This is a genomic window from Staphylococcus sp. EZ-P03 (assembly GCF_003344575.1).
GTDB classification, from domain to species: domain Bacteria; phylum Bacillota; class Bacilli; order Staphylococcales; family Staphylococcaceae; genus Staphylococcus; species Staphylococcus simulans_B.
In genome coordinates this window covers 156492-180488 of sequence record NZ_QPMO01000010.1, presented here as the reverse complement: position 1 = coordinate 180488, position 23997 = coordinate 156492, and the positions used below count along the sequence as shown (strand labels likewise).

The 23997-nt window shown below is 37.5% G+C and carries 24 protein-coding genes and 1 pseudogene; 17 read left to right on the top strand and 8 right to left on the bottom strand.

Annotated features, from left to right (window positions below; genetic code table 11):
• The 5 genes from DVJ99_RS06620 to DVJ99_RS06600 all read left to right on the top strand — a co-directional run bounded on the left by DVJ99_RS06620 (position 1) and on the right by DVJ99_RS06600 (position 4694).
• Complete coding sequence (locus tag DVJ99_RS06620; RefSeq protein WP_114603631.1) at positions 1-807, top strand: ABC transporter permease; 807 nt, start codon at positions 1-3, stop codon at positions 805-807.
• The gene (locus DVJ99_RS06615; RefSeq protein ID WP_114603630.1) at positions 804-1616 is read left to right on the top strand and encodes an ABC transporter permease; all 813 of its coding nucleotides are present in this window, start codon (positions 804-806) and stop codon (positions 1614-1616) included. Before DVJ99_RS06620 ends, DVJ99_RS06615 begins: the two co-directional genes overlap by 4 nt.
• Positions 1613-2686, top strand: a complete 1074-nt coding sequence (locus DVJ99_RS06610; RefSeq protein WP_114603629.1) for an ABC transporter substrate-binding protein — start codon at positions 1613-1615, stop codon at positions 2684-2686. The genes DVJ99_RS06615 and DVJ99_RS06610 overlap by 4 nt, the downstream gene beginning before the upstream one ends.
• Before the next feature lie 34 nt (positions 2687-2720).
• The gene (gene auxB, locus DVJ99_RS06605) at positions 2721-3875 is read left to right on the top strand and encodes a lipoteichoic acid stability factor AuxB (RefSeq protein ID WP_162912148.1); all 1155 of its coding nucleotides are present in this window, start codon (positions 2721-2723) and stop codon (positions 3873-3875) included.
• A gap of 192 nt (positions 3876-4067) precedes the next feature.
• Positions 4068-4694, top strand: a complete 627-nt coding sequence (locus DVJ99_RS06600) for a DUF4064 domain-containing protein (RefSeq protein WP_114603627.1) — start codon at positions 4068-4070, stop codon at positions 4692-4694.
• Between the two features lie 55 nt (positions 4695-4749).
• Here DVJ99_RS06600 and DVJ99_RS06595 read toward each other — a convergent pair whose 3' ends face one another.
• Together DVJ99_RS06595 and DVJ99_RS06590 are read right to left on the bottom strand one after the other, a co-directional pair.
• Positions 4750-6096, bottom strand: coding sequence for an Nramp family divalent metal transporter (locus DVJ99_RS06595; protein ID WP_162912147.1), 1347 nt, complete (start codon positions 6094-6096; stop codon positions 4750-4752).
• Positions 6097-6304: 208 nt separating this feature from the next.
• Entirely contained in the window at positions 6305-6916 is a 612-nt protein-coding gene (locus DVJ99_RS06590) for a YktB family protein (RefSeq protein ID WP_114603625.1), read from the bottom strand.
• Between the two features lie 120 nt (positions 6917-7036).
• Here DVJ99_RS06590 and DVJ99_RS06585 point away from each other — a divergent pair, with 120 nt between their 5' ends.
• On the top strand, positions 7037-7855 hold the full coding sequence (locus tag DVJ99_RS06585; RefSeq protein ID WP_114603624.1) for an inositol monophosphatase family protein: 819 nt from the start codon (positions 7037-7039) through the stop codon (positions 7853-7855).
• A gap of 162 nt (positions 7856-8017) precedes the next feature.
• Here the strand turns inward: DVJ99_RS06585 and DVJ99_RS06580 are convergent.
• Positions 8018-8210 (bottom strand): annotated as a pseudogene (locus DVJ99_RS06580) (DUF5325 family protein).
• Positions 8211-8304: 94 nt separating this feature from the next.
• Here DVJ99_RS06580 and typA point away from each other — a divergent pair.
• Positions 8305-10152: a translational GTPase TypA gene (typA, locus tag DVJ99_RS06575; RefSeq protein ID WP_114603623.1), complete on the top strand. Its 1848-nt coding sequence runs from the start codon at positions 8305-8307 to the stop codon at positions 10150-10152.
• Between the two features lie 142 nt (positions 10153-10294).
• On the opposite strand, the gene DVJ99_RS06570 is transcribed toward typA, so the two are convergent.
• On the bottom strand, positions 10295-10495 hold the full coding sequence (locus DVJ99_RS06570; protein WP_105993822.1) for a DUF2197 domain-containing protein: 201 nt from the start codon (positions 10493-10495) through the stop codon (positions 10295-10297).
• 1 nt (position 10496) lies between these two features.
• A complete protein-coding gene (locus tag DVJ99_RS06565) occupies positions 10497-10979 on the bottom strand; it encodes a hypothetical protein (RefSeq protein WP_114603622.1) in 483 nt (160 codons plus the stop codon).
• Positions 10980-11113: 134 nt separating this feature from the next.
• Between DVJ99_RS06565 and DVJ99_RS06560 the strand changes: the two genes are divergently transcribed.
• From DVJ99_RS06560 to DVJ99_RS06550, 3 genes are all read left to right on the top strand, one after another.
• On the top strand, positions 11114-11389 hold the full coding sequence (locus DVJ99_RS06560) for an Fpa/YlaN family protein (RefSeq protein WP_114603621.1): 276 nt from the start codon (positions 11114-11116) through the stop codon (positions 11387-11389).
• A 239-nt stretch (positions 11390-11628) separates the two neighbouring features.
• Positions 11629-12849: a cell division peptidoglycan polymerase FtsW gene (ftsW, locus tag DVJ99_RS06555; protein ID WP_114603620.1), complete on the top strand. Its 1221-nt coding sequence runs from the start codon at positions 11629-11631 to the stop codon at positions 12847-12849.
• Between the two features lie 404 nt (positions 12850-13253).
• Positions 13254-16703: a pyruvate carboxylase gene (locus DVJ99_RS06550; RefSeq protein ID WP_114603619.1), complete on the top strand. Its 3450-nt coding sequence runs from the start codon at positions 13254-13256 to the stop codon at positions 16701-16703.
• Positions 16704-16804: 101 nt separating this feature from the next.
• Here the strand turns inward: DVJ99_RS06550 and DVJ99_RS06545 are convergent, their stop codons facing one another.
• Positions 16805-17722, bottom strand: a complete 918-nt coding sequence (locus tag DVJ99_RS06545; RefSeq protein WP_114603618.1) for a COX15/CtaA family protein — start codon at positions 17720-17722, stop codon at positions 16805-16807.
• Positions 17723-18027: 305 nt separating this feature from the next.
• Here DVJ99_RS06545 and cyoE point away from each other — a divergent pair, with 305 nt between their 5' ends.
• The 4 genes from cyoE (at position 18028) to DVJ99_RS06525 (ending at position 21046) form a co-directional block, all read left to right on the top strand.
• A complete protein-coding gene (gene cyoE, locus DVJ99_RS06540) occupies positions 18028-18939 on the top strand; it encodes a heme o synthase (protein ID WP_105993828.1) in 912 nt (303 codons plus the stop codon).
• Between the two features lie 25 nt (positions 18940-18964).
• Positions 18965-19426 (top strand): DUF420 domain-containing protein, encoded by a 462-nt coding sequence (locus DVJ99_RS06535; protein ID WP_105993829.1) that lies wholly within the window; start codon positions 18965-18967, stop codon positions 19424-19426.
• Between the two features lie 123 nt (positions 19427-19549).
• Positions 19550-20590: a CAP-associated domain-containing protein gene (locus tag DVJ99_RS06530; RefSeq protein ID WP_114603617.1), complete on the top strand. Its 1041-nt coding sequence runs from the start codon at positions 19550-19552 to the stop codon at positions 20588-20590.
• A 15-nt stretch (positions 20591-20605) separates the two neighbouring features.
• Positions 20606-21046, top strand: coding sequence for a YlbF/YmcA family competence regulator (locus DVJ99_RS06525; protein ID WP_114603616.1), 441 nt, complete (start codon positions 20606-20608; stop codon positions 21044-21046).
• 87 nt (positions 21047-21133) lie between these two features.
• On the opposite strand, the gene DVJ99_RS06520 is transcribed toward DVJ99_RS06525, so the two are convergent.
• On the bottom strand, positions 21134-22060 hold the full coding sequence (locus DVJ99_RS06520) for a glycerophosphodiester phosphodiesterase family protein (RefSeq protein ID WP_114603615.1): 927 nt from the start codon (positions 22058-22060) through the stop codon (positions 21134-21136).
• A gap of 141 nt (positions 22061-22201) precedes the next feature.
• Here DVJ99_RS06520 and DVJ99_RS06515 point away from each other — a divergent pair, with 141 nt between their 5' ends.
• Entirely contained in the window at positions 22202-22456 is a 255-nt protein-coding gene (locus tag DVJ99_RS06515) for a DUF2129 domain-containing protein (protein ID WP_105993833.1), read from the top strand.
• 52 nt (positions 22457-22508) lie between these two features.
• Here the strand turns inward: DVJ99_RS06515 and DVJ99_RS06510 are convergent, their stop codons facing one another.
• Entirely contained in the window at positions 22509-22898 is a 390-nt protein-coding gene (locus DVJ99_RS06510) for a DUF7147 family protein (RefSeq protein ID WP_114603614.1), read from the bottom strand.
• 62 nt (positions 22899-22960) lie between these two features.
• Between DVJ99_RS06510 and rsmD the strand changes: the two genes are divergently transcribed.
• Entirely contained in the window at positions 22961-23512 is a 552-nt protein-coding gene (rsmD, locus tag DVJ99_RS06505; protein ID WP_114603613.1) for a 16S rRNA (guanine(966)-N(2))-methyltransferase RsmD, read from the top strand.
• Positions 23505-23990: a pantetheine-phosphate adenylyltransferase gene (gene coaD, locus DVJ99_RS06500; protein ID WP_114603612.1), complete on the top strand. Its 486-nt coding sequence runs from the start codon at positions 23505-23507 to the stop codon at positions 23988-23990. Before rsmD ends, coaD begins: the two co-directional genes overlap by 8 nt.
• Positions 23991-23997 lie beyond the last annotated feature (7 nt).

Genomic DNA, 23997 nt, shown 5'->3' with positions numbered 1-23997 from the left:
ATGACAAAATTAAATAAATTTTTATTTGTGCCGTATTTGATTTGGATGGTTGGGTTTATTATCATTCCAGTCATTTTATTAGTCTATTTTTCATTTTTAGATATTCATGGTCATTTCAGTTTCAGCAATTATCAGCAAATATTCAGTCTGCGTTATTTGAAGATGATGGGAATCTCTATTTTCTATGCGGCAGTGATTACGCTTGTCACATTGATAATCAGTTATCCTGCGGCTTATTTTATTCGTCAATCAGCCCATCAAAATTTATGGATACTGATCTTAATCATACCGACTTGGATTAATTTACTGCTCAAGACGTATGCATTTATCGGGATTTTCAGTCATGATGGTATTATCAATCAAATATTAGGTGTGATGCATCTTCCAAAAACAGAATTATTATTTACTGCAGCTGCCTTTATTATTGTAGCAAGTTATATTTACATTCCATTTATGATCTTGCCGATATTCAACAGTATGAAATCAATCCCTGATAATCTGCTTCAAGCTTCTACTGATTTAGGAGCGAATAAGTGGATTACATTGCGCAAAGTGATTTTGCCTTTGACGAAAGCAGGAGTATTATCTGGTATACAAGTCACATTTATTCCTGCACTTTCATTATTCATGATTACACGCTTGATTGCAGGTAATAAAGTCATCAATATCGGGACATCGATAGAAGAACAATTTCTGGTGATACAAAACTATGGCATGGGTTCTACCATTGCGATTGCTTTAATTATCTTTATGGCATTCGTTTTAGTCATCACGAAATCAGGCAACGAGGGAGGGCGCAGATCATGACATGGTATGGCAAATTATATTTAGGATTACTCGTTATCGGGTTATACATCCCGATACTCTTTTTAATGGTATATTCCTTTAACTCCGGCGGTAATATGATTCATTTTGAAGGTTTTACGTTAGAACATTATCAAACGTTGTTTCAAAATGATCGTTTGATGTCGATTTTATTCAACACCATCGCAGTGGCACTTTTAGCTGCGGCGCTCTCGACATTCATTGGTACTTTCGGTGCCATAGCATTGTATCACTTGCGCCATAAGCGTATGAAATTAACATTTTTAACATTGAATAATGTCTTGTTAGTTTCTTCTGATGTTGTTATCGGGGCATCTTTCTTAATTATGTTTACTGCGATTGGTCATTTTACAGGCATGGGCCTCGGCTTTTGGACTGTATTAATTTCGCATATTGCATTTTGTATTCCGATTGTGGTCATTATCGTCTTGCCGCAATTGTATGAGATGAACCAGAATATGTTTACGGCTGCTAAAGATTTAGGGGCAACAGATTGGCAAGTATTGAATCGTGTTATGATTCCGAATTTGATGCCGGCAATTATTGCAGGGTTCTTTATGGCTTTGACATATTCATTAGATGACTTTACAGTCAGTTTCTTTGTGACGGGGAATGGCTTCAGTGTTTTATCTGTAGAAGTCTATGCGATGGCGCGTAAAGGTATCAGTATGGAAATCAATGCGATTTCTACTTTGATATTCGGTGTGATTATGATTGGTATTATCGGTTACTATACGATTCAACGCTACACTAAACGCCATAGTGTATTGAAAAGAGGTGTGCTGCGATGAATCGAATGCTACAACTGGTTATCGGTGCCTTGGTTATCGGATTGCTATGCCTCGGTATAAGTAAATGGTATAGTTCAGAGGATGACCAAAAGTCAGGCAAGAAGATTTATGTTTATAACTGGGGAGAATATATTGATCCTGAGTTGATTCAAAAGTTTGAGAAAGAAACAGGCATTCAAGTCGTTTATGAAACCTTTGATTCCAATGAAGCAATGGAAGCTAAAATTCGTAACGGCGGAACGCATTACGATGTCGCTTTCCCGAGTGAGTACACTGTACAAAAGATGAAAAAGGATCATTTGCTGGTACCTTTAGATCATAAACAGCTGCCGAACATGAAATATTTGGATAAAAGTTATATGAATATGGCCTATGATCGAAATAATCGTTATTCTATTCCATATTTCTTTGGTACAGTGGGTATTATTTATAATAAAGAAGCTTATCCAAAGGAAGATTTTTCATCTTGGAGAAGTTTATATAATCCTAAGTTTAAAAATGATATTATATTAGTGGATGGTGCGCGTGAAATCATGGGATTGAGTTTGAATAAGCTCGGTTATAGTTTGAATGATACCAATCCGAAGCATTTAAACGAAGCTGAGGCGGATTTAGCTCACTTAGCACCGCAAGTCAAAGGTATTGTCGGTGATGAGGTAACGATGATGCTAGAACAGCATGAAGCGAATATCGCAGTAGTATGGAGCGGTACCGCAGCACCTATCGTACAAGAAAATCCTGAATTTGATTATATTGTGCCAAAAGAGGGCTCTAATTTGTGGTTCGATACGATGGTAATACCGAAAACTGCACAAAACAAAGAGGGTGCACATCAATTTATTAATTTCTTATTGGACCCTAAAAACAGTAAGCAGAATACTGAATGGGTAGGTTATGCGACACCGAATAAGGCTGCCGCAAACCTATTGCCTAAAGAAATCAGAACGGATCAGCGTTTTTATCCTTCGAAAGAAACACAAAATAGGCTTGAAGTGTACAAGGATTTGGGTAAAGATATTTTAAGTGATTATAATGAACATTTTCTGAATTTCAAAATGTCATTACAATAAAACGATTTAGTAAGTAGAGTAGGGAGTGTTAATGATGTCTGATGAACCACAATATACACAAATAAAACGCCCAGTCAGCAGAGTCGCAGAAAAAGTACTTGGCTGGCTGAACTGGATTGGATTACTGTTGTTAACAGTAACTACTATGTTTATTGCACTTGTGTCATTCAGCAACAATACATCAATTCAAAATCTAGAACAGTCGATTAATAATAACGACTTAGCACAGCAAGTGTTAGCCAATAACAGTTTAAATACCACACAATTTGTGATTTGGCTTCAAAATGGTATATGGGCAGTCATTGTTTACTTGATTGTCTGCTTGCTTATTTCTTTCTTAGCACTCATTTCAATGAATATCAGAGTGCTGTCAGGAATTTTATTCTTAGTCGCATCTATCATTACGCTGCCGCTTGTATTGTTATTAGCTACAATCATTATTCCAGTATTGTTCTTTATCGTCGCAATTATGATGTTTGCGCGTAAAGATAGAGTAGAAACAGTACCGTATTATCCAGGTGCGTACGGCAATGATTATGACCGTTATGATAGATATGACAGAGAACCATCACATCGCGGCGGCTACTATGAAGAAGAGGAAAGAAATCCGCGCTATGTCCCTTCATATGAAAAACGCGACGAACCGCGTGCACAATATGAAGATGACGAAGACGATGTAAAACCTTATGTACCTAAGAAAGACAGAGTACAAGAAGAACGTTCAGAAGCACCGCATCAAGAAGACAATGTTGAAACAAGCGATGAAGAACATTCAGAAGCGGAAGCTGCTGGTCCTGCATTCTTGTCACGTCAGGCGAAATACAAACAAAAATCAGAAGATGAAGTCAAAGCGCAGCAAGAAAATGAAGCGTATGAACGTGAACAAGCACGCAAGCAAGCGATGGAACAAGAAGAACAAGAACCTGAAGAAGTGAAATACCGCGATACAGAACCGCGCAAAGGTGAAACAGCTGAAGAAAAAGCAGCACGCAAACGCGAGAAAAAAGAACGTAAAAAACGTGCGAAAGAGGCGCGTAAAAACCGTCCAAGTGCGGTTAATCAAAGACGTATGAACTTTGAAGAACGCCGTTCTTTCAACCAAGGCAAAACAAAACCTGAGGCGCCTAAAGAAGAACAAAATGAACAAGCGCAACAAACAGAACAAGATAATCCAAAAGAAAAAGAATAAAGCAAACTAAGCCGAAGCAGTGACGTCACTGCTTCGGTTTTTTTATAAATTCCAAGTAATGTTTCGAAAATAAGTTAACTTATGTACAAAATAAAATAAAATTGCATAAATCTGAGCTTTAAGGGTATTTACGTTGATAAGACCCACTTCAACGGGCTTTAACAAAGCGATTTTTAATTAGGGAGGGAAATCATGAATAGAAAAGTTGAAAAAATACTAGGTTGGATAGGTGTCGGCTTAACATTGATTTATATGTTATTGTTCTTAATCGGCATCTTTATGGGCAAAGGAATGCTGTCGGATATTTTACTTAAACAAGGGGACCCAAGCATATCGCCTGAATATCTGCATCAAACATTAATCTTTACGACAATAGGTTTGATTGTAGTTGCGATTATTGCGGCTATCGGTTTGGTATTGATTAAGAAAAACCGTATCGCTTCAGGTATCATTTTAATTATTGCGGCGATTGCGGGTATCTTTTTCTCAAACTTCATCGCAACGATTTTATTCTTTATTGCAGGGGTTATGCTGTTTGTCAGAAGAAGCAAAGCTAAAAGCGAAGCGGATAAAGCATACGACAGAGAACATAACTATTTCGATGCTGTATCTAATCCTAATACAGACTTAGATCAACGTGAAAAGCGCGCTGAGGAACATGCGCATAAAACAGAACATGCTTCAGAGGATAAAGGGCGTGCGCATCAAGAAGACTTTGCTCAACATGAGGATTTAGATACACATGATTTAACACAACAGCGCAGAAGAAACTCAAATGAACGTCCGACACGACATGATTTAGATGATGATTCAAAATAAAGTTAAAAAAACGCACGATCAATCGCTATGAATGATTGATCGTGCGTTAACTTTATTATAATTCTTGGAATGTTTGAATAATCAAGTGAATATTCAAGAGACTTAATATCACAATGAGAGACCATGATACGATGTTGATCCATAATTTGTTTTTAAATTGTCCCATAAGATTCGAGTTGTTAGTCGCAAGCTGAAGCGGTATCAATGTGAAAGGCAAAGCGATACTTAAGAATACTTGCGAGAAGACTAACAGTTGTTCCATCATGCTTTCATTGCCGTGAAAGATAATCAAGCAAATGATAACCGGGATAATTGCGAGTGAGCGCGTAATTAAACGGTTTACCCAGTTCGGCATTTTCAAGTTGATGAAACCTTCCATGACGATTTGACCGGCTAATGTACCTGTAATGGTTGAGTTTTGACCAGAGGCAAGCAATGCCACCGCAAAGAGTGTACTCATTAAGCCGCCAAGCGATGCACCGAGCAGCGGTTGTTGTTCTAAGGCTTGATATAAGTCATAGAATCCGCCTAAATTATCCGCATTGCCGCTGCCGAAGAATAATCCGGCACCTAGAACAAGCAATAAGCAGTTGATGACAAATGCGATAGATAATTGGATGTTAGAATCAATCGTCGCATATTTGATTGCTTGTGCTTTTGATGCTTCATCTCTTCTGTTATACGTACGTGATTGCACGATAGATGAATGCAAGTACAGGTTATGCGGCATAATTGTTGCGCCGATAATACCTAATGCGATATATAACGCACCGTGTTCAGTAATGATACTGCTGCTAGGTACAAATCCGTTTAGGACTTTTACTACATCCGGTGAAGCGATATATACTTCAAAGATGAAGATAGCAAGTACAGTAAAGATTAAAGTACCGACAATCGCTTCTATCTTTCTGAAACCGAATTTCATGATGAATAATAAGATAAAGACGTCTAATACTGTAATAATCGCACCAACCAGCAATGGAATTCCGAATAATAGATCAAGTGCAATCGCACTGCCGATAACTTCAGCAATATCCGTAGCAATGATTGCGAGTTCAGCTATAATCCAGAAAATAAATGCGAGCGGTTTGTTTAAAAAATGCTTGGTAACTTGGGCTAAATCATGCCCTGATGCGATACCTAACCTGACAGTCATACTTTGCAGGAGCATCGCAGACACACTTGAGATTAAAATCACGAATAACAGAATATATCCGTATTTAGCTCCGCCTTGCATGGAAGTTATCCAGTTGCCGGGGTCCATATAGCCTACTGCGACCAGCAAGCCAGGTCCTAAGAAGGAGAGGAATTTCTGTTTAATACTGCTGTTTGAGTTGAAACTGACAGTATTGTTGATTTCATCTAAGCTGTCGTTATTATAATTGACCTCTCTTTTACTCAAGAAGGTCACCCCCAATTCAATGTGTTCTAATAATGGTTTAATGATAAAGTAAAAATAAAGTTAGGTCAACCTAAAAATTCACAAAAATGAAAGACATATTGTGAACAATGGACAAATTTTTGGAAAATAAAAAGCTGATTTCAAGCAATTGATGTTGAAATCAGCACGAGGTATCTGTATAAATAGTGTAATGTTTTTTTGTATGCTATTATGGATAGAACTTTAATAATTGTTCGAAAGTCGCTTCTAAGAATTCAATGAAAGCACGGTCTGATTTTAATTCAGGCGAACGCGGAGAAAGGGTGCGTGCAATAAAGAACTCGCCTTTCTTTAATTGTTTGGCACGTGCTAATGTTTCTTCTAAGTCCGCTGTGGTTAAATCTTTAATCAGCGGTTTTTCCATTTTGACGTGATCAGGGCAGATACGGTAATCCTCAGGCAAGTTTTCAATGTCTGACAGATGCTTTTCGAACACGTCGATGGCTTGTGCTTTGTTTTTCGCTTCATGCATCACACCGAACATGACAAAGACTTGCGATTCGAAAAGGCCGATTTGGAAGTGCGGCAGCATTTTATATCCGCGTTTATTAGTTGAAAATGCAATCCATGTATCTTTTGGAGGATTTACTGTACGACGTGCATGCTTTGCGATATGCGGAAAGAATTCGTCGGCAGTATGTGTATTTAAAAAGTCTGTGAAGTGTTCGCCCAAGTTGCGTAATTTGGGGCGGATATCTGATTCAATGGCTTGCATGCGTGCGTCTAAACCAGGCACTTCAAACACTTTAAAGTTTTTTAAAGAAAAAGTATATTTAGACATATAAAGCCTCCTGTTTGCTATTATTGAAAATATTGTAGCATAAGTTAGGCTTAATGAAGAGTAAATGATATTATATTCACAAATGATAGCGTTAATATGTTACAGAAGGGGTGTCATCAGATGGCAGTTTATGATTTTGCTAAAGGGCTTGTAATAGAAGCAGGAAATAATATTCGTAAAATGATGCAGCAAGATATCGATATTGAAACAAAATCTAATCCGAATGATTTAGTAACGAATGTCGATAAAGCGACTGAAGACTTTATTTATAATAATATTATGGAGAATTATCCAGATCATCAATTTATCGGAGAAGAAGGACACGGCAGACCGATGTCTGAAATAGAACAAAAAGGTATGGTGTGGGTGATTGATCCGATTGATGGCACATTAAACTTCGTACACCAGCAAGAAAATTTTGCGATTTCTATCGGTATTTATAATGATGGTAAACCGTATGCAGGTTTTGTTTATGATGTGATGAGAGATATTTTATACCATGCTAAGACGGGACAAGGTGCTTTTATTAACGAACAGCCGATGAAACCGCTTAATAATACAGTATTGAATAAAAGTTTAATCGGAATTAATCCAAACTGGTTAACAAAGCCGACAATAGGTGTTATATTCAAAAAGGTAGTAGATGAAGCGAGAAGCTGTCGCGCATATGGTTCTGCGGCCTTAGAAATCATCAATGTAGCGCAAGGCAAATTAGGTGCTTATATTACACCGCGCTTACAGCCTTGGGATTTTGCCGGCGGATTAATTATTTTAAATGAAGTAGGCGGTAAAGGAACGGACTTGCTCGGCAATCCGTTAGTCATTACACAACCGCACTCTGTACTTGTAGGCAATGCCACCATACATGAGGAGATTTTAACAAAACACTTGCTGACGGAGAAGGAAACTTTGACAGCATTACAAAAAAGACATCAATAATTAATAAAAGGTCGGGACCATGTATGCTATTGTGAACTAAGTAAAGTGCACAATTACAGCTGCATGAACCCAACCTTTTTCTTTTGACTGTATTTATGTGTATTCTCCACGCTGCAGGGTACTGCAACAAGTGGAAACTTTTGTTACGGTAGAAATGAAAGGTTAGAACCAGTCATTTTCGCGATATTTTTTCTTAGTCGTAAAGGCCGGCACCGAAAATTGCGATTAAGACAATTGCTGTAATTGCCATAAACCAGTAATTTTGTGCACCTAGACTGAAACTAAACAAGACTAAGAAAATCACTGCAAGAACTGAATAGATCCAGAAGATTGCTTTTGATTTTTTTTTCTGCATTCAAACCCCACCTTATTATTCTTTGCTCAATAATATGATATAATAAAAAAGTTGCAAATTGAAGTGGGAATTTACTCAAGAAAGGAAATTTAGTATGACAAATTTAAGAGAAGACGTACGTAATATTGCTATCATTGCTCACGTTGACCATGGTAAAACAACTTTAGTTGACGAATTATTAAAACAATCTGGTATTTTCCGTGAGAATGAGCATGTTGATGAACGTGCAATGGATTCTAATGACATTGAAAGAGAACGCGGTATTACAATTTTAGCTAAAAATACTGCTGTTAACTATAAAGGCACTAGAATTAATATTTTGGATACACCTGGACACGCTGACTTCGGCGGCGAAGTTGAACGTATCATGAAAATGGTAGACGGTGTTGTATTAGTTGTTGATGCCTACGAAGGTACAATGCCTCAAACACGTTTCGTGTTGAAAAAAGCTTTAGAACAAAACTTGAAACCTGTTGTTGTAGTGAATAAAATCGATAAACCAGCAGCACGCCCTGAAGCGGTTGTGGATGAAGTCTTAGACTTATTTATCGAATTAGACGCAAACGACGAACAACTTGAATTCCCAGTAGTATATGCATCTGCTGTTAACGGTACAGCAAGCTTAGATGCTGATAAACAAGATGAAAACATGCAGTCATTATATGAAACAATCTTAGAATATGTACCAGCACCTGTAGATAACAGAGATGAGCCGCTACAATTCCAAGTTGCATTATTAGACTACAATGACTATGTCGGACGTATCGGTATCGGTCGTGTGTTCAGAGGTACGATTAAAGTCGGCGACCAAGTATCCTTATTAAAATTAGACGGCAGCGTGAAAAACTTCCGTGTTACAAAAATCTTTGGTTTCTTCGGATTGAAACGTGAAGAAATCCAAGAAGCACATGCAGGGGACTTAATCGCAGTATCAGGCATGGAAGACATCAACGTTGGTGAAACAGTTACACCGCATGACCATCAAGAAGCATTGCCTGTACTTCGTATTGACGAACCGACACTTGAAATGACATTCCGTGTCAACAACTCTCCATTTGCCGGCCGTGAAGGTACTTACGTCACTGCACGTCAAATTCAAGACCGTTTAGATCAACAGCTTGAAACAGACGTATCATTGAAAGTTACACCTACAGATTCACCGGATGCATGGATTGTTGCTGGTCGTGGTGAATTGCACTTATCAATTTTAATTGAAAATATGCGTCGTGAAGGTTATGAATTACAAGTATCTAAACCTCAAGTTATCTTAAGAGAAATCGACGGCGTATTATGCGAACCATTCGAACGCGTACAATGTGAAGTACCTCAAGAAAATTCAGGTTCAGTTATTGAATCATTAGGTCAACGTAAAGGTGAAATGTTAGACATGGTTACAACAGATAACGGTTTAACACGTTTAATTTTTATGGTGCCTGCACGCGGTATGATCGGTTATACAACTGAATTCATGTCTATGACAAGTGGTTATGGTATCATCAACCACACATTCGAAGAATTCCGTCCACGTGTTAAAGGCCGCATCGGCGGACGCCGTAACGGTGTATTAGTATCAATGGACCAAGGTAAAGCCAGCCAATATGCAATTATCGGTTTAGAAGACCGCGGTACAAACTTCATGGAACCTGGTACTGAAGTATACGAAGGAATGATTGTTGGTGAAAACAACCGTGAAAATGACTTAACAGTCAACATCACAAAAACTAAAAACCAAACCAACGTCCGTTCAGCAACAAAAGACCAAACACAAGTAATGAAACGTCCGCGTATCTTAACACTTGAAGAAGCATTAGAATTTATCGATGACGATGAATTATTAGAAGTTACACCAGAAAACATCCGTATGAGAAAGAAAATCTTAAATAAATCTCAACGTGAAAAAGAAGCAAAACGTGTAAAACAAATTATGGCTGAAGAAGAATAATTTGTTCAATATAAAGCCAGAGCGTTTGAATCGGCAATGATTGCCGGTCCAAACGCTCTTTTTAATTTCAAATACTTTATCTTGTATAAATATATTTAAGTTAATGGTGTTCCGAGGTCGTAAAAAAAAGACCATGAGGTGATTACTCATGATCTTTTGTGAAAATATTAAAGTTATTTTGCGACTTATAGTAATTGTTACGTTGTTTCGGCACATCTAAACGGCTTTTGCATTCCTCGCACATAAATGTACGCATGGGATGATTTTTTAGCTGTTTTGCCTCTAACGTATTTTCGTCTATCAGTACTTCTGTATCACATAAGATACACTGTACTTTTCTCAAGTTATACCACCTCGATATGTGTCACATGTTTGAATTCATGTGAATACCCTTCTTCAGGTATGTACACGAAGCTGTCTACACCGTTATCATCATATAAGCGTTTGCCTTTGTCCGCAAATTTAAAGAAGAGGTAAGGCAACAAGCTTAATGGAACTTCAATAGCATCTTCTTCATTAGACAAACGAATTGCGGATGCAGAATCATCCGGCTCAGCATTTTTGAAGAAAGGTGTCATATTGATTACAAATGTATCTTCAATCATGGCACGTTTTTTGTATTTGATTTCAGAATTAAGTGTTGGCGGGTTCGTTTGGCCTTCCAAAATCGCTCTGTTCCATTCACGGTTGTTTTGGAATTCTACAGGCTTCGTACCTTCAAAGACACCTGCTTCTAAATCTTCGATTTTTACTTTACGATCATCAAAAATCCAAGTTGTACTGTCTAAAGTAATCGGAAATTTGACTTTACCCTTAATTTGTATCATTTTATGCGCTCCCCTTTATATTATCTGAGTCTATGATAACATAGATTAGAAATACTGAATTGAAATTTACTTGCAATTTGATATTGAGTAAGCTAAAATTTTTATATGACAAGAAATGATAGGGGGAGTATGTCATGATGAAAGCGAACACAATAAATAACGCGGCATATGACCAATTAAATAAAGATGCAGAGCGCATTCTGCAATTAATCAAAGTACAAATGGACAATTTAACATTGCCGCAATGTCCATTATACGAAGAAGTATTAGATACACAAATGTTTGGCTTGCAAAAAGAAGTAGACTTTGCAGCGAATTTAGGCCTTATTGAAATTGAACAAGGCAAAGAAATTATGCTGCGTCTTGAAAAAGAATTGTCTAAACTTCACGAAGCATTCACAAACGTTTAAAGCAACGGCATCAGATAAAAACGTATGAAGTGGCTGCAGTTCTGTCAGAGTTTGATAGAATCTCCAGCCGCTTTTTTATTTCAAAAAACGTTATAGAATTACTTGCAACACCGCTTAAAAATATGGTTTTATAAAGATATCTTGAAAGTTGAAAAAGAAGTAAGGTGTCATTGCACCTTAAACAAACTCTGCAAAATATTTGAAACTGCTTCAAATATAAGAATTGGATGATTTAATAAATGAATAACGTAAAAGCTTTCTTTCGACATGTAGGGAAGTACGCAAGATATATCGATTACCCGCTTGTAATTACATATATTATGCTCTGTTTAATCGGCTTAGTGATGGTTTACAGTGCCAGTATGGTCGCAGCAACGAAAGGTACATTGACAGGCGGAACACCGGTGTCTGGAACTTATTTCTATACGAGACAATTAATGTATGTCATCATGAGTTTCCTCATTGTGTTCTTTATGGCCTTTTTTATGAATGTAAAAATTCTGCAGAATAAAAAGGTTCAGCAGGGTGTCATGATCGGCGTCTTTTTATTACTATTTGCAACTTTGATTGTAGGTAAGAATATTAATGGTTCAAAAAGCTGGATTAACTTAGGTTTTATGAACTTGCAGGCGTCTGAGCTGTTGAAAATTGCAATCATTTTATATTTGCCGTATATGATCAATAAAAAGCGTGCCAAAGTGCTCAGCAATTCTAAAGTGATATTAGGACCTATATTATTAATCATAGGCTGTATCTTTTTAGTATTGCTGCAGCGTGACGTAGGGCAAACCATGCTGATTACGATTATCTTTATGTCTATAGTCTTTTATGCAGGTATTTGGGTTAAACCGATACTGAAATGGGGCGGATTGATTGCAGCCGGCGGTATCGCCTCGCTGATTTTATTTGCCGCATTAGGCTGGCTGCCTGCATACTTGGTTGCCCGTTTTAGAATTATGACAGACCCGTTCCACTATGAATCCGGAACAGGTTACCATATTTCCAACTCATTAATGGCGATAGGCAACGGCGGATTATTTGGTAAAGGTATCGGCAACAGTGTGATGAAACTTGGTTACTTGCCAGAGCCGCATACCGACTTTATATTCGCAGTAATATGTGAAGAGCTGGGCTTAATCGGCGGTCTTTTTGTACTTGGCCTCTTGTTCTTTATTGTATACAGAGCATTCCAGCTTGCTGCACAAACACAGTCATATTTTTATAAATTGGTTTGTGTAGGTATCGCTAGTTATATCGGAAGTCAAACTTTCGTTAACTTAGGCGGTATTTCAGCATTAATCCCATTAACAGGGGTACCATTGCCGTTTATCAGTTTCGGCGGTTCTTCAATGATCAGTTTAAGTATAGCCTTAGGCTTGTTGTTGATAACGGCGAAACAAATCAAAATGGAAAAAAGAGCAGCACAGCAGCGACATATAGATATTCCAAGAAGATATTAATATTCAGGACCGAGAGATTTCCTATCTCTTGGTCTTTTTTATATCTTTTTACGTTTTCTTAACAAAAACACAAACATTTTCTGAGTGGAGTGCAAACAATGTTAAGAATTAAAAGTTAAGTTAAAATGATTGCTTTAAGTGAAGTATATAAACAAAAGTTATGATTGGTTATAAGAAAATGTGATATAATATCTGTATGTTTAGATAAGTCATATTATTACCGCTGCATGAGACGTTGGTTTAAAAGCAGAATTAAGGAAAGTATTTTGTGAAAACAAAAAGCAAAGCTTATTTTTGTGAACGGGCTGTGAAATTAACTGTCATCAATGTTCGTGTTTTGGTATAATAAAATTTACAACAAAGGTTTAGAAAATTCTAATAATTGATTTTTGGGGGTTGATCACTTGAAGAAGATTAATAAATTAATGGTAGCAAACCGCGGTGAAATCGCAATTCGTATTTTCCGTGCAGCCACTGAATTAAATATTAAAACAGTAGCGATTTATTCAAATGAGGACAAGGGTTCATTACATAGAAACAAAGCAGATGAATCTTATTTGGTCGGTGAAGATTTAGGACCGGCAGACAGCTATTTGAATATTGAACGTATTATTGAAGTGGCTAAAAATGCAGGAGTAGATGCGATTCATCCAGGATACGGATTCTTAAGTGAGAATGAAACCTTCGCAGAACGTTGTGAAGAAGAAGGCATTATCTTTATCGGACCAGAATTAAAACATTTAGATATGTTCGGTGATAAAGTCAAAGCACGTGCAACAGCAATTAAAGCGGGCTTGCCTGTTATCCCTGGTACAGACGGACCGATTGAGGATTATCATAAAGCAGCTGATTTTGCGAAAGAAGCTGGTTATCCGTTAATGATTAAAGCCACTAGCGGCGGCGGTGGTAAAGGTATGCGTATCGTGAATGAGGAATCAGAATTAGAAGAAGCTTTTTCACGTGCGAAATCTGAAGCACAAAAATCATTCGGCAACAGTGAAGTATATATTGAAAAGTATATTAACGAACCAAAACATATCGAAGTACAAGTCATCGGTGACGCACACGGCAATATTGTGCACCTTTATGAACGTGACTGTTCTGTTCAGCGCCGTCACCAAAAAGTAGTAGAAGTTGCACCTTCTGTAGGTATGGACCCAGAACTTCGTCAGCGTATTTGCGATGCAGCGCTGCAATTAATGAATAATGTAGGTTATGTGAATGCGGGTACAGTCGAGTTTTTAGTATCAGGCAATGAGTTCTTCTTTATTGAAGTCAACCCTCGTGTACAAGTAGAACATACTATTACTGAAATGATTACTGGTATTGATATTGTGAAGTCTCAAATTCTTGTGGCTGACGGCGAATCATTATTCGGTGATGAAATCGGTATTCCGCATCAAGAGGACATTCATACTTTAGGTTATGCAATCCAATGCCGTATCACAACAGAAGATCCGACAAACGACTTTATGCCTGATACAGGCCATATTATTGCTTATCGCTCAAGCGGCGGTTTCGGTGTCCGTTTAGATGCAGGTGACGGATTCCAAGGTGCAGAAATTTCACCTTATTATGACTCGTTATTAGTTAAATTGTCTACACACGCTTTAACATTTAAACAAACAATTGAAAAGATGGATCGTTCTTTGAGAGAAATGCGTATTCGCGGTGTTAAAACGAATATTCCATTCTTAATCAATGTAATCAGAAACAAACAATTCCAAGAAGGCGACTATACAACGAAATTTATCGAAGAAACTCCTGAACTCTTCGATATCAAACCGACACAAGACCGCGGTACGAAAACATTGGAATATATCGGTAATGTGACAATCAATGGTTTCCCGAATGTTGAAAAACGTCCGAAACCTGAATTTGAACGTCCGCATATTGAGCGTGTGCCTCAAAACAAAATCAATCAATTAAGAGGTACAAAACAAATCTTGGATGAACAAGGACCTAAAGCAGTAGCGGATTGGTTATTAAAACAAGATGATGTGTTGATTACAGATACAACATTCCGTGATGCGCACCAATCATTGCTTGCGACTCGTGTGCGTACTAATGATATGCTTGCGATTGCGTCTGAAACAGCGGAAATCTTGCAAGATGCGTTCTCATTAGAAATGTGGGGCGGTGCAACGTTTGATGTTGCGTATAACTTCTTAAAAGAAAATCCTTGGGAAAGATTAGAGAAAATGCGAAAAGCCATTCCTAATATCTTATTCCAAATGTTATTACGTGCTTCTAACGCAGTAGGGTATAAAAACTATCCGGATAATGTCATTAAAAAATTCGTACAAGAAAGTGCCGATGCAGGTATTGATGTCTTCCGTATCTTCGACTCATTGAACTGGTTAGATCAAATGAAAGTTGCGAATGAAGCGGTACAAGAAGCAGGCAAAATCTCTGAAGGTACAATTTGTTATACAGGGGACATTTTAGATCCGCAGCGTTCAAACATTTACACATTGGAATACTATGTGAACCTTGCGAAAGAATTAGAACGTGAAGGTTTCCATATTCTAGCCATCAAAGATATGGCCGGATTATTAAAACCTAAAGCAGCTTATGAATTAGTAGGAGAATTAAAAGCAGCAGTTAATATTCCAATCCACTTGCATACACATGATACAAGCGGTAACGGTATCTTAACTTATAAACAAGCAGCTGATGCTGGTGTCGATGTAATCGATACTGCAGTATCTTCTATGAGCGGCTTAACAAGCCAGCCAAGTGCCAATTCATTGTATTATGCATTAAACGGCTTTGGACGCGATGCACGTGCCAATATCAACGGCTTAGAGCGCTTAGGACAATATTGGGATACAGTCCGTCATTACTACAGCGATTTCGAAAGTGATTTCAAATCTCCGAATACAGAGATTTATCAATACGAAATGCCTGGCGGACAATATTCTAACTTAAATCAACAAGCGAAAAGTTTAGGTCTTGGCAACCGATTCCACGAAGTGAAAGATATGTACCGCCGTGTCAACTTCTTATTCGGCGATATTGTTAAAGTAACACCATCTTCTAAAGTAGTTGGAGACATGGCATTATACATGGTTCAAAACGACTTGAATGAAGAAGATGTTTTACGCGACGGTTATAAACTCGACTTCCCTGAATCAGTGGTATCATTCTTTAAAGGTGAAATCGGTCAACCGACTGACGGCTTCAATAAAGAACTTCAAAAAGTTGTATTGAAAGGTCAAACACCTTTAACTGAACGTCCAGGCGAATATCTTGAAGCGATTGATTTCGAATCATTGCGCAAAGAACTTCAAGAGAAACAAGATAAACCTGTCACTGAACAAGATTTAATCAGTTATGCGATTTATCCGAAAGTATACGAACAATATATTGCGACAAAAGAACAATTCGGCAATGTCTCTTTATTAGATACACCAACATTCTTCTTCGGTATGCAAGTCGGAGAAACAGTGGAAGTTGAAATCGACAAAGGTAAAACGCTGATTATAACTTTAGAAGCGATTACTGAACCGGATGAAAAAGGTGTCAGAACGATCTTCTTCATCATGAACGGTCAAACACGACAAATTAAAATCCAAGATGAAAATGTTAAAACAAATGAAACTGTAAAACCAAAAGCAGATAAATCTAATCCGAACCATATCGGTGCACAAATGCCTGGTACAGTTTCAGAAGTGAAAGTAGCAGTAGGCGACCATGTAGACAGCGGTCAAGCACTGTTAATCACTGAAGCAATGAAAATGGAAACAACAGTCCAAGCACCATTCAGCGGTACAGTGAAACAAGTCACTGTCACTAATGGCGAAGGCATTCAAACTGGAGATTTATTAGTAGAACTTGAAAAAGATGAATAATCATTGATTAAGATGTCTTGCGTATCAGCGCAGGGCATCTTTTTTGTCTGTATGCATAAAAAATCCGCTCACCAATAAGGTGAACGGATGCATTGAATATATTATTGATTAGCTTTTTCTGCACGTCTTGTTCGCAGCATTAATAAGATGAAGTAGGCGATTAAACCGAATTCAAATGTAATAATCAATGCGTGTAACAATGCGACTAATAAATTAACACCTGTGAAGATGGATAATGCGCCAGTCACAATTTGAAGCACGATTAATAATAATGCGGCTGTGTAACCATAACGAATTGTACGGTTTTCATGGTAATGTCTGATCGCATAGTTGAATGCGAGGAAGACACTGATACTTGCGACAAGAGCTAAGAGTCTGTGTGCAAGTTGTACCCAGTCTTGTTCAGTATGCGGAATCAAGTCTGCGAACGGTAATGGCCAAGAACCATAGGCTAATGAAGAATCAGTATGACGTACAAGGGCACCTGTGTAAATACCAACGTATAAACAAATGGCCATTGTCCATGTATAGACTCTAAGTTTATGGTCGATGTGCACTTTATTCGCTTCGTATTTTTTATCGACATCGAAAATGATAAGTGTAAGTACGAAGACAGATGAGAAACTGATTAATGAAATCCCGAAGTGCAACGCAAGTACATAATCATTTTGCTGCCAAAGTACTGCAGCTGCGCCGACTAATGCTTGGATCAGCAAGAAACCGACACTGATAATTGCTAAAGGTTTTACTTCTTTGATATACCCGATGTTTTTCCAAGCTGTAATGACTAGCCATAAAACAACGATTAATGATAATAATGATGTAGCACGGTGGCTGAGTTCGATGATGGTATCGATTGGAAGGTTTTGCGGCAAGAATGCACCGTGGCATAACGGCCAAGATGAACCGCAGCCGTTTGCCGAACCTGTTTTCGTAACAAGTGCGCCTCCTAATTGAACCCATGCCATAATAATCGTTGCGAGAACTGCTAACCATTTAAGGTTACGTTTCTTAAACAATGTAAAACACCCCACTGATTGATTGACATAGATAAAGGCAGAGAATGGGAACGATAAGTAGAGATTATCGTATTTTCCGCACCTCAAGCCTAGTTGTCATTCGATATTTTGTAATATTTATAAACATTATATCAATAATACCCTAGAATTTTAATAGTAAGTAGATTGAAAATGTGTCACAAAATTGACGATTTATTGAAATAGTTGTTGTCGCTAAAGTGTCACAAATTTGTCTTATTTCATCTAGTCAATTATTACTTTTTGCTATATCATTGTATTATATGAATATTTTAAGGAGGGGCATTATGGATAAAGGACACACTTTGTCGACAAGCTCGAGCCGTGTAACCCTTAAAGAACTGAAAGCAATTATTAAAATGGGGCTGGTTCAGGGGAACTTAATTCCTGCGTTTACAGGATCATGGCTGGCGATTGCATTAGCGAATCATTCCTTCCTATCATCTCTGCCGCAAATTCTGTTAATGATGATTGGTTCAACACTCATCATGGGGGGCGCATGTGCACTCAATAACTATTATGACCAAGATATTGACCGCATCATGCCAAGCAAACAGTCAAGACCAACAGTCAATGACAGAATTTCAAATAAAAATTTATTGATTTTAAGTTTTGGAATGATGGTACTAGGTGAAATTTTATTATTCATCTTAAACATACCATCAGGTGTTATCGGTTTAATGGGGATTATCGGTTATGTCTCATTTTACTCAATCTGGTCTAAACGCCATACTACTTGGAATACTGTTATCGGGAGCTTTCCTGGTGCTGTACCGCCGTTAATCGGATGGACAGCGATTGAGGGACAACTCAGCTTAACAGCAATCGCATTATTCTTAGTTGTATTTTGTTGGCAGCCGATTCATTTCTATGCATTAGCAATTAAACGCCAAGACGAATATTCGTTAGCAAAAATACCTATGCTTCCATCGGTTAAAGGCTTTAACCGTACAAGAGTAGGCATGTTCGTATGGTTAATCGCATTATTGCCTTTACCATTATTGCTTACAAACTTAGGCACGGTGTTCGTTGTATTGGCAACACTTCTTAACTTAGGTTGGATTTATCTTGGATTAACAAGCTTCAAGAAGAACTTCAATCAAAAGAAATGGACTACTTTAATGTTTGTTTACTCACTTAACTACTTAGTGCTATTCTTTGCTTTAGCAGTAGTAATTTCTTTAATCAATATGATTTAAATAAATTGAAGATAGGATGAGATTTATGAGTCTACCTATATTGCCGACAATAAGTACCAGCTGTATTCAAATCTGTGCAGCGCTTGTTATTGTTGGGTGGTACTTGATTAAAAAACGTAAAATTGAAGCGCATAAAAAAGTCATGTTAACAGCTGCTTTCTTTGCTTTAACATTCTTCGTAATTTATGCGAGCAGAACATTCTTTATCGGGAATACCGCATTCGGCGGTCCCGCATGGTTGAAAGGTTACTATCATTTCTTCTTAATCTTCCACATTGCATTATCGACAGTGGGCGGATTAATGGGATTATTCCAAATCATTACAGCATTCAAAGATAAATTTAATCTCCACAGAAAAGTGGGCCCTTGGGCTGCAATTATTTGGATCTTCACAGCTTTCACAGGAATCATCGTATACATCTTGTTATATGTTATGTATCCTGGCGGAGAAACAACTTCATTATTCAAAGCTACTTTCGGCTTTTAAACATTAAACATCGACTGATAACGTTTTGTTGTTAGTCGATGTTTTTAATTAGCATACAATCCTTGCGAGTGCACGTGTGAAACGTGTACAATGATAATTACTTAACATTGAGGTGGGCGGAGAATGAGGAACTTAATTATTAAAGTGGTAGGAGTGCTGCTCCTCATAACTTTTCTTATCTATTTATTTTATTCGCCTCGGCTGAAATTCGATGTGTTAGAAAATCCGAACAAGAAAACGCCGACGAAAACTGAACAAACACAAAAGAAAGTAGAACAAGCAGAGAATCCGAAACCTAAATCAGGTATCGGTACTTGGGTGAATAATGATATTAGCGGTTTAACTAAAAAATTCGGTCAAGCTGACCGTGTTTATGAATATTATGATGACTATAAGAACTATGTATTCAGAGAAAACAACCAATATTATATTGTGACGACTAAAAACAATATTATTAAATCGGTCTATGCGACAGGTACGAAAGCAGATATCGAACCGATTAAAATCTCAGAAGACGCTTCTAGTATTTTTGAAAATACGAGCATTAACCCTGAACCAACAGTCAACGCAAATGGTAAACAATATGATTTAGAACTTTCAGATGAAGATATGAAAACACAAATGCTGATAAAATACGGCAATACTTACGCCCAAGTATACATTGATCAGCAAACCAATAAAGTCGTAGGTGTACGTTTCTTAGACGCAGAAGCGCTGGTAATGTTTAACCCTTATCAAATGACGAAGTCTTCAGATGAAAAGACAATTGAAAACAAACATAAAAATGTGCCGTATGAACAAAACGTAAACCAATTGATGACGTTATACGAAGTGACAAACCAAATCCGTCACTTAAAAGGATTAAAACCGTTTAAAGTCAATAATGATTTAAGTCATATTGCTTCAGTAAACTTATACGAAAGCACCAATAATAAGAATGTTGAATTTACAGAAGGTGCTTTAAAACAACAATTAGACGATAGAGATATCAAGTTCAAATCTGTTGGCCAAAACGTCGGATATGACTTTAATGATGTGCCGACCTTGCTGCACAGTTGGCTGAACTCAGATATACATCGTTCAAGAATCTTGAATACACAGTATACTGAAATGGGCGGAGACGTCATGGATGGTTATTATACATTAATCTTTATTGAAGAATGATGGAAGGTGACACGAATGATAAATACTGAAGTCATTGATGTTTTAGATCATGTAGATGCAGTGAGTGATATGATTTTGCAGTCTGACATTTATCATGCTTATCGTTTGGCACGACAAGAGATGAATGAAGACGAAACAGCACAAGCACATTATCAAACGTTTATGAAAAACAAAGTGCAATATGATGAAGTGATGCGTTTCGGCAAATATCATCCAGATTATCAAACGGCATCGCGTGCAACAAGAAAAAGCAAACGTGATTACGAAATGGTGCCATCTGTCATGGCCTATAAACAAAAGGAAGTAGAACTTCAAAATTTGGTAGATGAAGTGATTACAATCATCGCAACTTCTATTTCAGATAACGTTAAAATCGAAGTCGGCAATCCTTTCTTCAGAACGGATATGCACGGCTGCAGTACAGGCGGCAGCTGCCAATGCCAAGTACATGCATAAAGTTTAATAAGATAAATAGAAAGCACACGCTCAAATGAACGGGCGTGTGCTTTTCGTTATAGTTTTATATTGTTGGGATGAGCTATATTAATGCTGCGATTGATTTTGACGGTATTGATAAGCTAAATCCGGTCGATCGGTCACAATGGTATGTGTACCTTTGTTGAATAAGTCGCTCATTAAATCAATACTGTTCACACCATAATAGCCTGGTACAATATTACGTGAATTCAACCATTGAATTAAACGTTGAGATGTTAATGGAATGCCGTTATAGCTTGTAGGCATTTGGAACGTATTGGCTTGTACTTCGAACATGTTGCCGAGTCCGGTAAAGAATTTAGCTAAGCCGACTGTTACTTCTTCTTGACTAGCGCCTACAGCGACAGTACCTAAACTGAATTCAGAGAAGCGGGCGATTTGGTCTTGATAGAAACTTGTAACTAAGACACGGTCTTGTGCATCGTGACGTGCAATCGATTCAAATAATAATTCCGGAGCAATTGTACCTTCATAAGAATCCGGACTGTCTTTTAAATCGACATTAATCAGCATATCCGGATAAAGTTCTAAGAGTTCATCAAAAGTTAAAATTTTCGCATCCGGATGATTGCGATAAGGTGTGTCATTATTAATGTCTTTAAAGTGATAGCCTGCATCTAAGCGCTGCAATTCATCTAAGCGATGTTCGCGCACTTTGCCTGAACCGTTAGTTGTACGGTCTACTGTCGCATCATGGAAAACGATTAATTTTTCATCGCTTGTCACGCGGACATCTGTTTCAAAGCCGTCGACTTCATAGTCTTTGGCGTTATCAAATGCAAGTTTCGTTTGTTCCGGACGTAAAGCCATTCCGCCGCGATGTGCGAAAATATAATGGGATTTACGTGTGAAGAAAGGCGGAATCGGATGAGATTCAGGTTGACCCTTAAATTTAGAGAATAAGATAAGTCCGCTGAATATACCGGCAGCACCTGCTGCACTGTTTCTGATAAGTCTACTTATTTTTACCATATAATTTGCCTCCTAATTTGTTATGAAAACAGCGTCAAGCCTCTGTCTATCACGATGGATTTCAGTGATATCAGTGCTTGTTCGTTATTTCAAAAATGGTCAAGTCGTGATACTATAGATTAAAGTAATGGAGTGATCAAAATGACAGAAATCATACCTAGAACCAGTTTAATTATATACCTTAAGCACATGAAACATGAACGTCATATTAGAAAATACGGGCACATTATCTATAGCAACCGCACACGTAAATACGTTGTCATGTATATTAATGAAAATGATGCAGATCGTATTGTAAACCGACTCATGAAATTAAAGTATGTGCGTCACATTGATGGTTCTCCTTATAAATATTTAAAGAAAACGTATGAAAAAGAAAAATACGAAATCAATTAGCAGCATCACTACTGTATCATCAACTATATCCTAACTTTCATGTCATTAAACGTTATTGCAACGGCGGAATCCAACGATAGAGACGCAGTACGCCGATGAGATAATTGAAGTAGAGGTCTAAATCATAAAAGTCATCGGTTGATTTAACGTCTAGTTCTGTTAATTGCACGTTATATTGTTCGGCGAATCCTCGAATCATCTCAGACTTTTTATTATCGTTTGGATGAGGATAGTCAAAAGCATTGACCATAATATACATGGCTTGGAAGTAATTGCCTTCTGTCGGATTCATGATGATTGCAGCTGAACTCAAGCCTTTTTCTGATTGAGGGCTGTTAAAGAATACAATTCTGTTAATACGGGCATGATTGTATTCGATTAATGTTTTAAACTCGAATAAATCGGTGAGACCTTCACCGAGTACAATAAAAGATTGTTTCATTTTGGAAATCCTCCTTAATACCCAAATTATATTATAGAACGAGAGAGGAAGTGAAGTGTAGGATGAGAGTGATTGCAGGACTGCATAAAAGCAAGCCGTTAGAAAGTTTAGAAGGGCGTAATACACGTCCGACAATGGATAAAGTGAAAGAAAGTATCTTTAATAGTCTGCATGAAGTAACAGGTATTGGTTTAGATTTGTTTGCGGGAAGCGGAGGACTCGGCATAGAGGCATTATCTCGCGGTATAGACAAAATGATTTTCGTAGACCAGAATTTCAAAGCTGTTAAAGTTATCAAATCCAACTTGAAAAGCTTGGATTTAATGAAACAATCAGAAGTATATAAAAACAATGCGGATCGTGCATTGAAAGCCTTAGCGAAACGCGAAATCCAATTTGATTTAATCTTTTTAGACCCGCCTTATGAAAAAGGGCTGATTGATGAAGCGCTTGTTAAAATTGCGGAGTTTAACTTATTGAAGAAAAGTGGTATCATCGTGTGTGAGTTCAACCATAAAGAAAACATTGATATTCATACTTTCAAGTTGATTAAACGTTATCATTATGGATTAACAGATACTATGTTATTAGAAAAAGGAGAACATGATGGCTGAAACAAAAGCAGTAATTCCAGGTAGTTTCGATCCAATTACATATGGGCATGTGGATATTATCGAACGTGTTGCACAACGCTTTGATGAGATTCATATCTGTGTATTAAAGAATAGTAACAAATCAGGCACATTTACTGTAGAAGAACGCATCGCTTTGATTGAAGCTTCTGTAGCGGATATCCCGAATGTTCAAGTCCACCAATTTAACGGGTTGCTGGTAGATTTTTGCGACCAAATCGGTGCGAAAACAATCATTCGCGGATTACGTGCAGTCAGCGACTTTGAATATGAATTACGTTTAACATCTATGAATAAAAAGCTGAACAGTGATGTAGAAACACTCTACATGATGACAAGTACTAATTATTCATTTATCAGTTCGAGCGTAGTAAAAGAGGTTGCACAATACAAAGCGGATATTTCTGAATTTGTACCGCCACCGGTTGAAAGAGCATTAAGAGAAAAGTTCGGAAAATAATTAAAAC

Coding starts and splice junctions, on each gene's coding strand:
- DVJ99_RS06620 (WP_114603631.1), top strand. CDS start 1: ATGACAAAATTAAATAAATTTTTATTTGTGCCGTATTTGATTTGGATG.
- DVJ99_RS06615 (WP_114603630.1), top strand. CDS start 804: ATGACATGGTATGGCAAATTATATTTAGGATTACTCGTTATCGGGTTA.
- DVJ99_RS06610 (WP_114603629.1), top strand. CDS start 1,613: ATGAATCGAATGCTACAACTGGTTATCGGTGCCTTGGTTATCGGATTG.
- auxB (WP_162912148.1), top strand. CDS start 2,721: ATGTCTGATGAACCACAATATACACAAATAAAACGCCCAGTCAGCAGA.
- DVJ99_RS06600 (WP_114603627.1), top strand. CDS start 4,068: ATGAATAGAAAAGTTGAAAAAATACTAGGTTGGATAGGTGTCGGCTTA.
- DVJ99_RS06590 (WP_114603625.1), bottom strand. CDS start 6,916: ATGTCTAAATATACTTTTTCTTTAAAAAACTTTAAAGTGTTTGAAGTG.
- DVJ99_RS06585 (WP_114603624.1), top strand. CDS start 7,037: ATGGCAGTTTATGATTTTGCTAAAGGGCTTGTAATAGAAGCAGGAAAT.
- typA (WP_114603623.1), top strand. CDS start 8,305: ATGACAAATTTAAGAGAAGACGTACGTAATATTGCTATCATTGCTCAC.
- DVJ99_RS06565 (WP_114603622.1), bottom strand. CDS start 10,979: ATGATACAAATTAAGGGTAAAGTCAAATTTCCGATTACTTTAGACAGT.
- DVJ99_RS06560 (WP_114603621.1), top strand. CDS start 11,114: ATGATGAAAGCGAACACAATAAATAACGCGGCATATGACCAATTAAAT.
- ftsW (WP_114603620.1), top strand. CDS start 11,629: ATGAATAACGTAAAAGCTTTCTTTCGACATGTAGGGAAGTACGCAAGA.
- cyoE (WP_105993828.1), top strand. CDS start 18,028: ATGGATAAAGGACACACTTTGTCGACAAGCTCGAGCCGTGTAACCCTT.
- DVJ99_RS06535 (WP_105993829.1), top strand. CDS start 18,965: ATGAGTCTACCTATATTGCCGACAATAAGTACCAGCTGTATTCAAATC.
- DVJ99_RS06530 (WP_114603617.1), top strand. CDS start 19,550: ATGAGGAACTTAATTATTAAAGTGGTAGGAGTGCTGCTCCTCATAACT.
- DVJ99_RS06525 (WP_114603616.1), top strand. CDS start 20,606: ATGATAAATACTGAAGTCATTGATGTTTTAGATCATGTAGATGCAGTG.
- DVJ99_RS06520 (WP_114603615.1), bottom strand. CDS start 22,060: ATGGTAAAAATAAGTAGACTTATCAGAAACAGTGCAGCAGGTGCTGCC.
- DVJ99_RS06515 (WP_105993833.1), top strand. CDS start 22,202: ATGACAGAAATCATACCTAGAACCAGTTTAATTATATACCTTAAGCAC.
- DVJ99_RS06510 (WP_114603614.1), bottom strand. CDS start 22,898: ATGAAACAATCTTTTATTGTACTCGGTGAAGGTCTCACCGATTTATTC.
- rsmD (WP_114603613.1), top strand. CDS start 22,961: ATGAGAGTGATTGCAGGACTGCATAAAAGCAAGCCGTTAGAAAGTTTA.
- coaD (WP_114603612.1), top strand. CDS start 23,505: ATGGCTGAAACAAAAGCAGTAATTCCAGGTAGTTTCGATCCAATTACA.